Below are 13,996 nucleotides of genomic sequence, written 5' to 3'. Positions count from 1 at the left end.
AGCGCCTGCAAGGCTACTGGCATGGCATCTTGGCCCGCTGCCGCCACCCATTGAACACCAGCGTGGTCGAAGGCATCAACAACACCATCAAGGTCATCAAGCGCCGCGCGTACGGCTATCGCGACGAGGAATACTTCTTCCTCAAAATCCGCGCAGCCTTCCCCGGAATTCCTCGATGAACCAAAAAAAGACCGGCACCCAACGGTGCCGGTCCTCATACTGCCAGCGTTGCGCCCTTCAGCGCCCCGCTCAGTCTTCCAGCTTCGGCAACGAAGCACTCACCTTCGTCGACAGCAGCCCCGACCTGGCATACGTCTGCAGCTTCTCGCGTGTATCGACGATATCCAGCGTACGCATCGTCAGCTGGCCGATACGGTCCAGCGGCGTGAACATCGACTCGCCCTTTTCCATCGTCAGCCGTTCCGGCTTGTAGGTCAGGTTGGGCGAGGTGGTGTTCAGGATCGAGTAGTCGTTGCCGCGGCGCAGTTCGATGGTGACTTCGCCGGTGATGGCGCCCGCCACCCAGCGCTGGGCGGTTTCGCGCAGCATGATGGCTTGCGGGTCGAACCAGCGGCCCTGGTACAGCAGGCGGCCCAGGCGGCGGCCGTTGTCGCGGTACTGCTCGATGGTGTCTTCGTTGTGGATGCCGGTGATCAGGCGCTCGTAGGCGATGAACAGCAGCGCCAGGCCCGGGGCTTCATAGATGCCGCGGCTCTTGGCTTCGATGATGCGGTTCTCGATCTGGTCGCTCATGCCCAGGCCATGGCGGCCGCCGATGCGGTTGGCTTCCATGAACAGGTCGACGCTGTTGGCGAAGGTTTGTCCATTCAGCGCGACCGGCTGGCCTTCCTCGAAGCGCACGGTCACTTCTTCGCGCTTGACTTCGACGTCATCGCGCCAGAACTGCACGCCCATGATCGGCTGGACGATGCGGATACCGGAATCCAGGTGCTCCAGGTCCTTGGCCTCGTGGGTCGCGCCCAGCATGTTGGAGTCGGTCGAGTACGCCTTTTCGGCCGACATTTTGTAGTCGAAGCCGTTCTGGCGCATGAACTCGGACATCTCGGCGCGGCCGCCCAGTTCGTCGATGAACTGCTGGTCCAGCCACGGCTTGTAGATCTGCAGCCCCGGGTTGGTCAGCAGGCCGTAGCGGTAGAAGCGCTCAATGTCATTGCCCTTGAAGGTGCTGCCATCGCCCCAGATGTTGACGCCATCTTCCTTCATCGCGGCGACCAGCATGGTGCCCGTGACGGCGCGGCCGATCGGGGTGGTGTTGAAGTAAGTGATGCCGGCGGTGGAGATATGGAACGCACCGCACTGCAGCGCGGCGATGCCTTCGGCCACCAGTTGCGAGCGGCAGTCGACCAGGCGAGCTTCCTCGGCGCCGTAGGCCTTGGCGCGGCGCGGGATGTCGTCGTAGTCCGGCTCGTCCGGCTGGCCCAGGTTGGCGGTGTAGGCGTAGGGGATGGCGCCCTTCTGGCGCATCCAGAGGAGTGCCGCGCTGGTGTCAAGGCCGCCGGAGAACGCGATTCCGACGCGCTGGCCGGAAGGAATGTGCTGAAGGATGGTAGTCATCGCCAGAAAATCTAAGTGAATTGGTCGGCTCTTGGGCGGGCTTCCACCGCAAGCGGAAGCACGGCGACGCGGCCGGCCGAGTCACGTGCCGAGTCAGTGCCAAACGCGAATTGTGACACGGGAGCGCCCACCCGCCAAACTGCGCTGGCAGCCGGGGCGCGTGGCGCACCTGGAATGCCCACTGAGGGACCGTAGATGCGGCGGGGAAGAGGCACACCCGGGTCAGTTCATAGCGCAAGGCGACCCCGGGATGTCTAAAGTGAGTCGGAGGAAGACGATGCTGGCGCCCGGCGTCCGTCTCCCAGTTGATGTGGACGCCGTCCATTTTCTTTGCTAAGGTATTGTGGACGGCGTACACAACCAGACACGCCAGATGCGTGGCGGCATCGCCCGCCATGCAAACCCACGACCGCCTCCCGGCGGCCCCCAACACAGGAGTTGTCATGCAAGTCCAGCCCTATCTGTTCCTCGAAGGCCGTTGTGACGAAGCCGTCGAGTTCTACAAGCAGACCCTCGGCGCCAAGGTCAACATGCGGATGACGTTCAAGGAAAACCCCGAACCCGAGAAGGCCGATCCGGGCTGCCAGCCCGGCCCGGGCACGGAGAACAAGGTCATGCACATGGAGTTCCAGATCGGCGACAGCGTGATCATGGCCTCCGACGGCCGCTGCTCGAACCAGCCGAACTTCCAGGGCTTCGCCCTGTCGCTCACGTATCCGGACAAGGCCGCGGTCGAGAAGGCGTTCAATGGCCTGAAGGACGGCGGCCAGGTGGTAATGCCGCTGGAGAAGACCTTCTTCGCCGAACAGTTCGGCATGGTGACGGACCGTTTCGGCATCATGTGGATGCTGCTGACCGCGTCCAGGTAAGCGGCGCGCCAGGAAGGCCGGCAGCGCGGGCGCTTGGCATTACAATGCGCCGCCTGCCGGACCAACTCACGAGACCACGCCATGGACGAACGCATCACCGAACTCGAGATCAAGCTTGCCTTCCAGGAAGACCTGCTCGAAACCCTGAACGCCACCGTGGCCCGCCAGCAGCAGCAACTCGACCTCCTGCAGGAACAATTGCGCGCAGTGTATGAACAGGTACGCAGCGCCGGCACCACGGCCGCCGAGGCCGATCCCGCGCAGGAAATCCCGCCGCATTACTGATCCCGGCGGCCCGCTGCACGCGGGCTGCCCCTCCCTATGACGGAACGCCATCCCGCAGGCGCGGTCTGACTGGCTGACGCCATCCCACGACGCGCCCGCAAGGCGCGCACCATCCGCCACATGCGCCTGCGCCCCTCTCTGTACCTTGCCGCTGCCGCCATCGCCGCCGCCATGCCCGCTCTGGCCGGCTACAACGTCTGGACCGGCGAATACACGCTGACCCGCCAGGAACTGCAGTCGGCCATCGAACAGCGCTTCCCGGCCACGCTGCGCTATGCCCAGGTCATCAGCGTGCAGCTCAGCCATCCGCGCCTGGTGCTCGATGAAGCCAACAACCGCGTCACTACCCATGTCGATGCACGCATGACCAACGGCCTGCTGCCGTCGCCGCCGGTGGACGGCAAGCTCGCGCTGAACAGCGGCGTGCGCTATGACCCCGCCAAACGCGCGGTGCTGCTCGACAACCCGACCGTGCAACAGGTGGAAGTGGCCGGCATGGGCCAGTATCGCGAACAGCTCAATGCGATCGGCGCGGTTGTTGCGCAACAGTTGCTGAAGGACTACCCGGTGTACACCTTCAAGCCCGAGGAATTGCGCGTGGGCGGCAAGGAGTTCGAGCCGGGGACGATCACGGTGGGCAAGGATGAGGTGCGGGTGGAGGTGAAGCAGCGCTAGGCTACGGCCGGGCCTGCTCTGCCACCGTCCGAATACAAGCCCCGGCAATCCATAGAGGGCAGCGGCAGTGCGGACCATCATCGCGGCCGCATGGACGAGATATCGAGCGTTCCGCAGTGCATTTCGGAACGAGCGGGACGACGTTGGAGAACTTTCAACGCAACCCGCATCAGGCGCCCGCCCGTACCGTCATGCGCAGACCCGCTTCAGCCGCGGCCGCCGCGGAACACCAGCGCCAGACCCGCGAGCACCGCCAGCATCCCCGCCATCGCCAGCGGCGCCATCCGGTTGCCCAGCAGCAGGTAGTCCAGCACCGCCGTGCCGGCCGGCACCAGGTAGAACAGGCTGGTCACGTTGACCAGGTTGCCCGCGCGGATCAATCGGTAGAACAGCAGCGTCGCGCCGATCGAGATCACCAGTGCCAGCCACAGCAGCGGCAGCGCAAACTGCAGCGTGCGTGCGAACGCAACAGGCTGGAACGGCAGGCACAGCAGGCATGCCGCGAGGCTCGCGCCATACTGCAGCGGCAGCACCTCCGCAGGCGCGCGCGCGATGCGCTTTTGCAGGATCGCGCCGAAGGTCATGCTGGCGAGCGACGCCAGTGCGCACAGCACGCCTGCCAGCGACAGCCGTGCCAGCAGCAGGCTGTCGGCCACCACCAGTGCCAGCCCTGCCAGGGCAAGCGCAAGGCCGGCCAGGCGCAACGCGGAGACGCGCCGCTCGGTCAGCAGCAGCGTCAGCATCGGCTGCGCGCCAAGCACGGTGGCCAGCACGCCGGGCGTCATGCCGTGGTCGAGCGCGAGAAAGTAGAACACGGAATAGCCGCCGATCAGGAGCAGCCCGGTCAGCGCCGTGTGCAGCCGTTCACCGCGGGGCGGCAGCAGCCGCTGGCGCGCGAGGCCGATGGCGCCCAGCACGGCAAGCACCAGCGCAAAGCGCAGCGTCAGCAGCGCGAACGGAGTGGCGTGGTCCAGCGCCAGCCGGGCGGCGATGGCGCCGCTGCTCCACAGCAGCACGAACAACGGCGTGGGCCACAGCGTGGCGGGGTTCTCGGTACGTGTGTCGGTCGCAGCGCCAAGTTGCGCCGCGTAGTCCTTGTCGATCGTCATGGATGTCATCTGTCGTCAGCATGGCAGGCTCCGGCGCAAGGGGCGCACGAGCGACGACAGGCGCGCACAGGCGTGCGGCTGCCGTGCGCGCGGGCGCACGAATGCGGATTTACCGGAAACGAGGGAGGCTGCGGTACGCGCCCGTCAGCCGCGCGAGGGCGGCGGGGGCGGGTGCGCGCCGCCGGAGAACGGCGGCGGCGGTGCGACAGAAGCGAACGCAGGCTGGCGACGCACGCACGGCAACGCTTCGCACGGGAGTGCGGCGTTGACGGGGCGCTGGCGGTCTGCGGTCATGGCGGGATGCAATCGAAACTTCGTCGTGACTTCAAACAGAAGGTCTGGCGATGCTATGCCTGTGCGGCGGCCGCGTCAACGGGATATTGCAGCGGCAGGCCGGACTATCCGATGCGGGCTTCAAGCTGCGACACCAGCGTTTGCAGTGCCGGCCCGCAACTGGCCTCGACCTTCAGCGCGAGCATCGCGTCGGCGCGTGTGGTGCCGAGATTGAGCGCGGCAACGGGCTTGCCCATCTGGCCGGCCCAGACGCAGAAGCGGTAGCCGGAATAGACCATCAGCGACGAGCCCACCACCAGCATCGCATCGGCGGCTTCCAGCGCCGCGCGCGCGGCATCGACGCGCGAGCGCGGCACGGATTCGCCGAAGAATACGACGTCAGGCTTCAGCACGCCGCCGCAGCGCCCGCAGTCGGGCACGCGGAACTGCGCGAACAGCGGCGATTCGAAATGCACGTCGCCATCGGCGGCAGGTTCGGCGATCACATCGCGCAGCGCGGCGTTCTGCTCAAGCAGCCAGTCCTGCAAGCCGGCGCGGTCGTGGCGCGCGCCGCAGCCGAGGCAAATGGCGCTGGCCAGGCTGCCGTGCAGTTCGATCACCTCGCGGCTGCCGGCGCGCTGGTGCAGGCCGTCCACGTTCTGCGTGACCAGCGCGGTCGTGCGGCCATGCGCGGCCAGCCGCGACAGCGCATGGTGCGCGTCATTGGGCCGCGCCTGCCATGCCACCGGCCACCCCAGCATGCTGCGCGCCCAGTAGCGCTGGCGCGCCGCGTGCGAGCCCAGGAAAGCCTGCAGCGTGATCGGCGGCGAGCGTTGCCACTGGCCGCTGGCATCGCGGTAACCGGGAATGCCGGAGTCCGTGCTGATGCCGGCGCCGGTCAGCACAAAGAGGCGCGGATGGCGCTGGACGAAGTCGAGCAGCGCGGAGTCAGCCTGGCCGCGGGATGGCAGCGGTGCGTTCAACGGGCCGGGTCCTCCGCATGGCGCGCGGCCTCGCGCGCCTCCCAGGCGCGCAGTTCCTCGCGGTAGCGGTCCATCTCCTGGTAGTAGTAATCGAAGATGCAGGGATCGCAGCCGGAGCCGCAGCACTCGTCATCGCCCGGGCGCTCTGGCGGCACCGGGCGGGGGTCGTCGGGGGGCACTTGGGACACGTACGGATCGAGAAAACAGGCTAATGGCGGAATCAGCCGCCAGTATATTCCCGCGGGCCATCCCCCGCCCGCGCCACGGACCTCGCGCCCGGGTGGCGCGCCGCACCGCTCAATGGCTGAGCAAGACCTCACCCACCGGGATCACCAGCGCCGTGCCGGCCAGGCAGGCGATGTCGTCATTGGCGAGCCAGCGCGACACCAGCCGCGCCAGCCTGGCGCCGATGCGGTCGAGTTCGGCGGCGTCGGCCAGATAGACGGCGTCGATCACGCTCTGGTCGAACTGCAGCGCGGCACGCATGCGGCAACGTCCGGACGAGCCAGGCGGCTCGGCCTGCCAACTGACTTGCACCTGGCTGTCGTCGCCGGGACTGTATTCGGCCGACATGGGAAAAAGCCGGCAGGTATGCTCGCGGGTCCAGTCGACAAGGGCAGTCATGGCGATTCCCCCTTCTGCGCGGACACGGGCCCGCCGGTGCGCCGCGTCAGCGGCTCAATACATGGTAGAGCCAATCCTGCGCGCCGGCGGCCATGGGAAGAGCGGATCTTTACCCTACGAACGGAGTGATGGCGCTTTATTGTCCTTGCGCAACGCGCCGCATGCGGCGCAACAGCGTGCACACGTCGCCCAAACGTCACGCAATCCCCACCGAAGTTGTATGTAATGTCTTAATTCAAAGGTCTATACTTTGTCCGGTCACCAAGACCCCCTCTTGAATGACGACCCTTCCCCGGTCGCCGCTCCCCAGCGGCGCCTTTTTTTTGGGCGCTTGCAAGGTGCGCGAGCTTGCCCTCCCGCGCTTTCACCCGGCCTGCCGCGCAAGCGGTGGCGCCTATCATCGCGGCCTCGGGCCGTACCGACGGCCGCTCTGGCCGACATCTCCCATGCAGATCGATGACACCCATTTCACGCCGTGGCTGTCGCTGGCGGGCGGCCTGGTCATCGGGCTGGCCGCGGCACTGATGATCCTCGGCCTCGGCCGCATCGCCGGCATCAGCGGCATCGTCGGCGGCCTGCTGACGCTGCCGCTCGGCGACACCCGCTGGCGCATCGCCTTCGTGGCGGGACTGGTGCTGGCGCCGTGGCTGGCCGGCGCGCTGGGCACCATGCCGGCGGCCCATATCGATGCGGGCTGGGCAGAGATACTGGCGGCTGGCCTGCTGGTTGGCATCGGCACCCGCTATGCCGGCGGCTGCACCAGCGGCCATGGCGTGTGCGGACTGTCGCGCGGCTCGGTGCGCTCGCTGGTGGCCACGGTGACGTTTATGGCGGCCGGCTTCCTGACGGTACTGGTGCAGCGTCATTTGCTCGGAGGCTGACATGGTGGTGTTGATCGCACTGGTCGCGGGCCTGGTGTTCGGCATCGGCCTGAGCGTGTCCGGCATGGCCAATCCGGCCAAGGTGCTGGGCTTTCTCGACCTGGCTGGCGCCTGGGACCCGTCGCTGGCGTTCGTGATGGCCGGCGCGGTGCTGGTGGGCGTGCTGGCATTCGCGCTCGCGCGCCGGCGCCAGTATTCGTGGCTGGGGCTGCCGATGCACTGGCCGGCTGCGTCGGCAGTGACGCCGCGGCTGGTGCTGGGCAGCGCCGCGTTCGGCGTGGGCTGGGGCCTGGCCGGGTTCTGTCCCGGCCCGGCGCTGGTGGCGTTGGGCGCGGGCTATGCCAAGGCATGGGGCTTTGTCGGCGCAATGTTGGCGGGGATGGCGCTCTATGAACTGGCCGAGTGGCGGCGGCGCTGAAACACTGGCCCTCCCAGCCAAGGCGGTTTAAGATTGCGCGATTATCGAACAACGACATCGAGACAGCCCGCCCAATGGAAGTCCTCCGCCCCATCGGTCTTGGCCATGCCCAGGCCGACACCGTCCGCGTTGCCCGCCCCCATGCCGACCTGCTGAGCAGCTTTGCCGGCGATCCCAATTTCATGCTGTCGCTGGCGCGCGGGCTGACCGTGCTGGAGGCCTTCTCGGAGCGCAAGCGCCCGCTGACCATTTCGCAGGTGGCGCAGCGCACGCAGCTCTCGCGCGCGTCGGTGCGCCGCTGCCTCTATACGCTGGAGCAGCTCGGCTACGTCAGCCAGCAGGACGGCCAGTTCGCACTGCGCCCGCGCGTGCTGCACCTGGGGCATGCGTACTTCTCGTCGACCTCGCTGGTGTCGCTGGCGCAGCCGATCCTGGACAACCTGAGCGCGCGCATCCATGAAACCTGCACGCTGGCGATCCTGGACGGCACCGACATCCTGTACCTGGTGCGCTCGGAAGTGCAGCGGGTGCTCAACTACTCGCTCGGCATGGGCAGCCGCCTGCCGGCCTACTGCACCTCCAACGGCCGGCTGCTGCTGGCGCACCAGCCCGCCACGGTGCTGGACGGCTTCTTCGAGCACGCGGACTTGCGCCCGCGCACGCTGCAGACCAAGGTGTCGCGCCAGGAGCTGGAAGCCTGCTTTGAGCGCGCGCGCGAGGTGGACTACGTGATCGTCGATGAAGAGCTGGAGCCGGGCCTGCGTGCGATGGCCGTGCCGGTGCGTTCGGCCTCGGGCATCGTGCTGGCGGGACTCAGCGTCAGCGTGCGCGCCGCGCGCGTGTCAGAGGCGGAGATGATCACGCGCCTGCTGCCGCCGATGCGCGAAGCCGCCGCGGCCATCGGCCGGATGGTGGGCTCCTGAGCCTTCCCCCCACGGTTGTCCGATAGCGCGCTGCGGCTCGCGCCGCGCCACACATGCGCGCCGGCTGCGGGCGGGCACGTTTGCGCGTGCTCAGCCGCGGTGCGCGAGTTCCAGCGAGAACACCAGCCGCTGCAGGAAATTCTCCATGCGCCCGTCCGGGTTGACGAAGGCGCAGCCGAAATGGTGGATGGCGTTGCCGTCGTGGCCCACCAGCCAGTGGCCGACCACCTGCAGGTCTAGCTCGAGCTTGCCCAGCTCGCGGAAGTCGAGCTTGCACTTGCCGATCGTGGTGCCCAACGGCAGCTGCTCGTCAGTGACCGTTTTCGAGCGAAGGCCCACGCCCGACAGCGACAGGTCGGCGATATCGAGGCACAGCACGCGGTTGTCTGGCTTGCGGATCTCGCAGCGGTAGCCCTTGGTCACCAGCGTACGCGCGCGGAAATGGCGCCGGCGCTGGAAGTGGTAGAGCTTTTCCGGAAAGCCGGCGACAAAGGCCGGGCCTTCCTCGAAACGCGTGGCGGCCGGCTGGCCCACCACGAAATTGACCGGCACGCCGCGCAGCAGCCCCGAGAACGCGTTCTCTTCCGACGTCATCAGCGACTGCCGCTCGGCATCCGCATTGCACCAGTCGAACACAAAGGTACGGTTGACCGGATCCACCTGCAGGATCGACGTGACGAACTGGTGCCCGGTGCGCGTGCGCACGCTCAGCATGCACTTCTGCCACGACAGGTCGCGCAGCACCGTGCCGATCTGCGAGTTGTGGGTCAGGCGGTAACGCTCATCCGGCGGCGCGCCGGCCTCAAAGTCGTCGGCTTCGGCGCCAGGGGCGGCATCGGCATCGGAAAGCCCGGGGGCATCGTGCAGGTTCATGGATTCACGCTACGTCTGGAATGGCGGGATGCCGCAGGGTGCGGGGCGCGGCAAGGTCGGGCCCGCCGTCCGCGCGGCGCATGTTAAGCGCGTGCCCCCGCGTCGGGCAAGACTCATGGCGACACCTTCGGCAATTCTGTGGCGGAACTTGAGGACAGACTTACGTGGGGTAGCGCGCACGCCGCTTTCAGGCGTTCGCGGGCACAGGTGGCGACGCGCCAATCGTTGCCTGCGCTTCTTCGCGCAGCCACGCGAGCAGTACCAGCCGGCGCGTGTCGTGTTCGAACGGCGCCGGCGACAACAAATGGTAAGCGGAGCCGTCGGCGATAAAGCCCGCCGGCGCCGCGAGGCGGCCATCGGCAATCTCGTCGGCCACCATCCACTGTGAGGCCATGGCCCAGCCCAGCCCCGCCGCGGCGGCCTGCAGGCTCAGGTAGAAGTGCTCGTACCAGGCGTCGCCATCGAACTGCATGGGGAATGCGGTCGTGCCGCTGGCCGCTTGCGAGCGTTGCCAGCGTTCCCAGGCAGAAGGCCTGGTGCGGGTGTGCAGGCGCACCGGCATGACGGGCGCCGCCTGGCCAGAGGCGTCCGGCCGGCACACCGGCCCCACCCGCTCCTGTGCCACCTCGCGCGCGTGCCAGCGCGGATCGAAGGCAAAGTCATTGCGCCGCAGCGCCAGGTCGGCGCCGCTGCGGGCAAAGTCGATCGGCCCGCCGGCGGCCATCAGGTGCAGCGGGATATCGGGGTGGCGCACGGCAAAGCGCGGCAGCCGCGGGATCAGCCAGCGCATGGCGATGGTGGGCTCGCACGACAGCACCAGCGCGCGCCCCGGCGGCTGGGTGCGGATACGCGCCGCGGCGCCGGCCAGCACTTCCATCGATTGCGTGGCGGCAGCAAACAGCGTGCGCCCGGCCTCGGTCAGGAAAACGCCGCGGTTGCGCCGCTCGAACAGCGCCACGCCAAGCGTCTCTTCGAGCTGGCGGATCTGCCGGCTGACCGCGCCATGGGTCAGATGCAGCTCGTCCGCGGCGCGAACAAAGCTTTCGTGGCGCGCCGCGGCCTCGAAAAATCGGATCCAGCCCAGCCAGTGCATGGCTTCAGTTTATGTCAGGTTTTCTCACGGAATTGCGCGACTATATATCGGTTGTGGCGGCGCTTCGGCTTACGCAGAATTGGGTACGCTCGGATAGCCGGCTGCGGCGATCTGCGGACAATTGCTAGATAACCTGACACAAAATGATCCCAATCGCCCCCATCCCTGAATTGCTGGCGGTCGCCGCCGTGACCGTGCTCGCCGTCGTCAGCCCCGGTCCGGACTTCGCCATGGTTACGCGCAACAGCTATCTGTACGGGCGGCGCGCGGGCCTGCTTAGCGCGCTGGGCATCGCACTGGGCGTACAGGTGCATGTGCTCTACACGATGTTCGGGGTCGCAGTGCTGATGGCGCATGCCCACAGCGTGCTGACGGTGGTGAAGGCGCTGGGGGCGGCTTACCTGGTGTGGATCGGCATCCAGACGCTGCGCAACCGGCAGGCGCTGGCGGTGGATCTGCAGGGCGAGCGCACGATGCGGCCGCTGGCGTCGCTGCGCATGGGCTTCCTCACCAATGCGCTGAACCCTAAATGCACGCTGTTCGTGGTCAGCACCTATACGCAGGTGGTGGATGTACGCACGCCGGTGCCGGTGCAGTTCGGCTACGGCGCCTTTATGTCGGTGGCGCACTGGGTCTGGTTCAGCCTGGTGGCCTGCGTGTTCACCGCGCCGGCGCTGCGCGCAGCGATGCGGCAGCGACAGCGGCTGCTGGATCGGACCATCGGTTCGGCGCTGTGCGGGCTGGGGGTGGCGCTGGGTTTCAGCAACCTGGGCTAGGGGCCGCCATCAGCGGCCACGCCGCATGGACCAGGTGCTGGGCGCCCTGCGGGCCGAGGCGGCTTTCGAACAGCACCAGCCGCTGCACCGGCCATGGCTCGCTCGCCAGCGTGCGGCTGGTATCGAGCCAGCCGCGCAGCACGCTTTCAGGCACAGATGGCTTGCAGCGCGCCAGCGTCAGGTGCGGATGGAAGCGCCGGCGCTCGGGCGTCATGCCGGTGCCGTCGGCCAGCGCCTGCCCGGCCGCCGCATGCAGTACGCGCAGCGTGTCGAGGCCGGGGCCGGGCGCCAGGCCGGCCCACAGCACCGATCCCTGGCCGCTGCGAAAGCGCCCGGTGCCGAAGGTCTGCAGCGTGAACGCGGGCACGCGGATCCGGCCGAGTGCAGCTTCGACCGGCCCCACCAGTGCTTCGCACTCGCCAAGGAAGTGCAAGGTCAGGTGGACCTGCTCCGGCGGGACCGGCCGCAAGCCGCTGGCGGCGGGCAAGGTCGACAGCAGCCGTGCCGCCTGCGCGGGCGGCACTTCCACGGCGATAAACAGGCGCGGCATGGTCTGCGCGTGGCGGATGCCTCGGCGCTCAGTCCGAGGCCAGCGCGAATGCCGCCGCAACCGGTGCCCGCGCGGTATACACCGCCGGCCGTTGCGGCGCGGCACCGATGCCTTCGCGCTGCAGCAGTGCACGCTTGCGCTCGATGCCGCCGGCATAGCCCGTCAACGCGCCGGCGGCGCCCAGCACACGATGGCAGGGCACGATCACCGACAGCGGATTGCGCCCGACCGCGCTGCCGACCGCGCGTGCATGCGTGGGCGGCAGGCCCAGCATGCGCGCCAGCTCGCCATACGATGCGGTTGCCCCGCACGGAATGGCCTGCAGCGCTTCCCACACGCGCCGCTGGAACATGCTGCCCGCAAAGCGCACCGGCACGGTAAAGGTGTCGAGGCGGCCGGCGAAGTAGCCGGCGAGTTCGGTGGCAGCGCGATCGAGTACGGCGGCCTCGGCTGAGGGCACGTCGCGGCTGTCGACGATGCCGGTGGGGTGGTACTTCTGTCCGGCGAAGAAGACGCCGGTCAGGTACGCTCCCTCGGCCCGCAGCAGCATCGTGCCGAGCGGGCTGTCGATATGGCGATAGCTGGTCATGTGGTGGTCTCCGGTTCGGTCGAGGCGGCCGCTTGCTGGTCTTTCATCGCCTCATACTGATGCCACAGGTGGATGGCCGCATACGCGCGCCACGGTGCCCATTGCGCGGTGCGTTCGTGCATCGCGCGCACGGTGCTGACGCCCAGCACCTTGCGCAACGCGTAGTCCGTGCCGGGGAACGCATCGGGCCAGCCGAGCGCGCGCATCGCGACATACTGCGCGGTCCAGTCGCCGATGCCGCCGATGCCGCGCAACACGGCCACGGTCTGTTCCGGCGCGGCGTGCGGGTCCAGCGCCAGCGTACCGTCCGCCACGCGCTGCGCCAGCGCCTGCAGCGTGCGCGCCTTGCCCGCCGGCACGCCGGCATCGCGCATGCCCTCGGGTGGCAGGGCAGCGAGGGCGGCCGCGGTCGGGAACGTGAAAAGCAGGCCCGCTGGTGCTGTGGCGAGTGCCGTGTTCTGCAGCGGTTGTCCGGCACGCTCGGCCAGACTGGCGAGGATACGCCGCGCATGGACCACCGAGATTACCTGCCCGACCACCGCGCGCACCGCGATCTCGAAGCCATCGACGCAGCCCGGCAGCCGCATGCCCGGCACCGGCCGGGCCAGTTCGCCGAGGTGCCGGTCGACGACATCCGGGCGGCAGCCCAGGTCGCACAACCGCCGCACCTTGCCCAGCGCCTGCGGAATTACACGCGCCAGCGATGCCGACAGCGTCACGCGCAACACCAGCCGGCGCGGCATATGTTCGATCCGCACCCAGCCGACATGCGCGGTGCCGGCTGACTCGATGCGCAGCGTGCGTGCATAGGCGCCGTCGCGCATCTCTTCGATGCCATCGACCGCACGCGTAGCCAGGAAGCCGAGCCACGCGTCCCACGCAAATGGCGGGCGGTAGCCCAGCTCGAACACCAGCCGGTCGGCCACGCCGTCGGCGGCGCGGCGGCGCAGCGCCACCGGGGTCAGCCCGTAGCGGGTCTTCAGCACATCGTTGAAGCGGCGCACGCTGCCGAAGCCCGCCGCCAGCGCCACTTCCGTCACCGGCAGCGCGGTATCGGCCAGCAGACGCTTGGCCAGCAGCAGGCGCTGCGTCTGGGCGTACTCCAGCACCGACACGCCAAACTGCGCATCGAACAGCCGCCGCAGGTGGCGTTCGGTCACGCCGATGCGCGCGGCCAGCGCGGCCACGCTGCCTTCGGCCATGAAGCCTTCGTCGATCAGCGTGGCGGCGGCCTGCGCCAGGCGCCCGGAGATATCGGCCAGCCCGTGCCCGGGCGCCAGCTCGGGACGGCAGCGCAGGCAGGGCCGGAAGCCGTGCTTCTCGGCCGCCGCGGCGCTCTCGTAAAAGCTGCAGTTCTCGCGCTTGGGGGTACGTACCGCGCACACCGGCCGGCAGTACACGCCGGTCGAGGACACGCCGACGAAAAAGCGCCCGTCGAAGCGGCGGTCATGCGACGCAACGGCCTTATAGCAGGTGTCGGGATCGAGGTTCATGACGGCA

The 13,996-nt window shown here is 68.3% G+C and carries 18 protein-coding genes; 8 read left to right on the top strand and 10 right to left on the bottom strand.

What is annotated here, in order from left to right; genetic code table 11:
- Window positions 1-179: transposase (locus AB1I47_RS19685; protein ID WP_354685236.1), on the top strand; the 179-nt coding region annotated here is incomplete at its 5' end.
- Window positions 180-249: 70 nt separating this feature from the next.
- Here the strand turns inward: AB1I47_RS19685 and argG are convergent.
- A complete protein-coding gene (gene argG / locus AB1I47_RS19680) occupies window positions 250-1,575 on the bottom strand; it encodes an argininosuccinate synthase (RefSeq protein ID WP_354685413.1) in 1,326 nt (441 codons plus the stop codon).
- A 443-nt stretch (window positions 1,576-2,018) separates the two neighbouring features.
- Between argG and AB1I47_RS19675 the strand changes: the two genes are divergently transcribed.
- From AB1I47_RS19675 to AB1I47_RS19665, 3 genes are all read left to right on the top strand, one after another.
- On the top strand, window positions 2,019-2,444 hold the full coding sequence (locus tag AB1I47_RS19675; protein WP_354685412.1) for a VOC family protein: 426 nt from the start codon (window positions 2,019-2,021) through the stop codon (window positions 2,442-2,444).
- 81 nt (window positions 2,445-2,525) lie between these two features.
- Entirely contained in the window at window positions 2,526-2,729 is a 204-nt protein-coding gene (locus AB1I47_RS19670; protein WP_354685411.1) for a SlyX family protein, read from the top strand.
- Window positions 2,730-2,849: 120 nt separating this feature from the next.
- Window positions 2,850-3,404 carry a DUF1439 domain-containing protein gene (locus AB1I47_RS19665; RefSeq protein WP_354685410.1) on the top strand — a complete coding sequence of 185 codons (555 nt, stop codon included), beginning with the start codon at window positions 2,850-2,852 and terminating at the stop codon, window positions 3,402-3,404.
- Between the two features lie 206 nt (window positions 3,405-3,610).
- On the opposite strand, the gene AB1I47_RS19660 is transcribed toward AB1I47_RS19665, so the two are convergent.
- From AB1I47_RS19660 to AB1I47_RS19645, 4 genes are all read right to left on the bottom strand, one after another.
- Window positions 3,611-4,513, bottom strand: coding sequence for a DMT family transporter (locus AB1I47_RS19660; protein WP_354685409.1), 903 nt, complete (start codon window positions 4,511-4,513; stop codon window positions 3,611-3,613).
- A 398-nt stretch (window positions 4,514-4,911) separates the two neighbouring features.
- Window positions 4,912-5,769, bottom strand: coding sequence for an NAD-dependent protein deacetylase (locus AB1I47_RS19655; protein WP_354685408.1), 858 nt, complete (start codon window positions 5,767-5,769; stop codon window positions 4,912-4,914).
- Window positions 5,766-5,957: an oxidoreductase-like domain-containing protein gene (locus AB1I47_RS19650; protein WP_354685407.1), complete on the bottom strand. Its 192-nt coding sequence runs from the start codon at window positions 5,955-5,957 to the stop codon at window positions 5,766-5,768. The genes AB1I47_RS19655 and AB1I47_RS19650 overlap by 4 nt, the downstream gene beginning before the upstream one ends.
- Window positions 5,958-6,066: 109 nt before the next feature.
- Window positions 6,067-6,393, bottom strand: coding sequence for a hypothetical protein (locus AB1I47_RS19645; protein WP_354685406.1), 327 nt, complete (start codon window positions 6,391-6,393; stop codon window positions 6,067-6,069).
- A gap of 446 nt (window positions 6,394-6,839) precedes the next feature.
- Between AB1I47_RS19645 and AB1I47_RS19640 the strand changes: the two genes are divergently transcribed.
- The 3 genes from AB1I47_RS19640 (at window position 6,840) to AB1I47_RS19630 (ending at window position 8,615) form a co-directional block, all read left to right on the top strand.
- Window positions 6,840-7,274 (top strand): YeeE/YedE family protein, encoded by a 435-nt coding sequence (locus AB1I47_RS19640; protein WP_354685405.1) that lies wholly within the window; start codon window positions 6,840-6,842, stop codon window positions 7,272-7,274.
- Between the two features lies 1 nt (window position 7,275).
- Entirely contained in the window at window positions 7,276-7,692 is a 417-nt protein-coding gene (locus AB1I47_RS19635; protein WP_354685404.1) for a YeeE/YedE family protein, read from the top strand.
- Window positions 7,693-7,766: 74 nt separating this feature from the next.
- Window positions 7,767-8,615 carry an IclR family transcriptional regulator domain-containing protein gene (locus tag AB1I47_RS19630; RefSeq protein ID WP_354685403.1) on the top strand — a complete coding sequence of 283 codons (849 nt, stop codon included), beginning with the start codon at window positions 7,767-7,769 and terminating at the stop codon, window positions 8,613-8,615.
- A gap of 90 nt (window positions 8,616-8,705) precedes the next feature.
- On the opposite strand, the gene AB1I47_RS19625 is transcribed toward AB1I47_RS19630, so the two are convergent.
- Both AB1I47_RS19625 and AB1I47_RS19620 read right to left on the bottom strand, forming a co-directional pair.
- Complete coding sequence (locus tag AB1I47_RS19625) at window positions 8,706-9,488, bottom strand: flagellar brake protein (protein WP_354685402.1); 783 nt, start codon at window positions 9,486-9,488, stop codon at window positions 8,706-8,708.
- 187 nt (window positions 9,489-9,675) lie between these two features.
- Entirely contained in the window at window positions 9,676-10,581 is a 906-nt protein-coding gene (locus AB1I47_RS19620) for a LysR family transcriptional regulator (protein WP_354685401.1), read from the bottom strand.
- 143 nt (window positions 10,582-10,724) lie between these two features.
- Here AB1I47_RS19620 and AB1I47_RS19615 point away from each other — a divergent pair, with 143 nt between their 5' ends.
- On the top strand, window positions 10,725-11,357 hold the full coding sequence (locus AB1I47_RS19615) for a LysE family translocator (protein WP_407935870.1): 633 nt from the start codon (window positions 10,725-10,727) through the stop codon (window positions 11,355-11,357).
- Here the strand turns inward: AB1I47_RS19615 and thpR are convergent.
- Genes thpR through AB1I47_RS19600 form a run of 3 tightly spaced genes read right to left on the bottom strand, consistent with a single transcriptional unit; the run spans window position 11,341 to window position 13,989 of the window.
- Window positions 11,341-11,907, bottom strand: a complete 567-nt coding sequence (gene thpR / locus AB1I47_RS19610; RefSeq protein WP_354685400.1) for an RNA 2',3'-cyclic phosphodiesterase — start codon at window positions 11,905-11,907, stop codon at window positions 11,341-11,343. The two genes, AB1I47_RS19615 and thpR, sit on opposite strands and share 17 nt — an antisense overlap.
- Window positions 11,908-11,935: 28 nt before the next feature.
- Window positions 11,936-12,496 (bottom strand): methylated-DNA--[protein]-cysteine S-methyltransferase, encoded by a 561-nt coding sequence (locus AB1I47_RS19605; RefSeq protein ID WP_354685399.1) that lies wholly within the window; start codon window positions 12,494-12,496, stop codon window positions 11,936-11,938.
- A complete protein-coding gene (locus tag AB1I47_RS19600) occupies window positions 12,493-13,989 on the bottom strand; it encodes a DNA-3-methyladenine glycosylase 2 family protein (protein ID WP_354685398.1) in 1,497 nt (498 codons plus the stop codon). The genes AB1I47_RS19605 and AB1I47_RS19600 overlap by 4 nt, the downstream gene beginning before the upstream one ends.
- Between the last annotated feature and the right edge of the window lie 7 nt (window positions 13,990-13,996).

The sequence above is a fragment of the Cupriavidus necator genome (genome assembly GCF_040578825.1).
Classification (GTDB): domain Bacteria; phylum Pseudomonadota; class Gammaproteobacteria; order Burkholderiales; family Burkholderiaceae; genus Cupriavidus; species Cupriavidus necator_E.
Note: the sequence above shows the minus strand (reverse complement) of the source record. Positions and strands in the feature narration are given on the sequence as shown.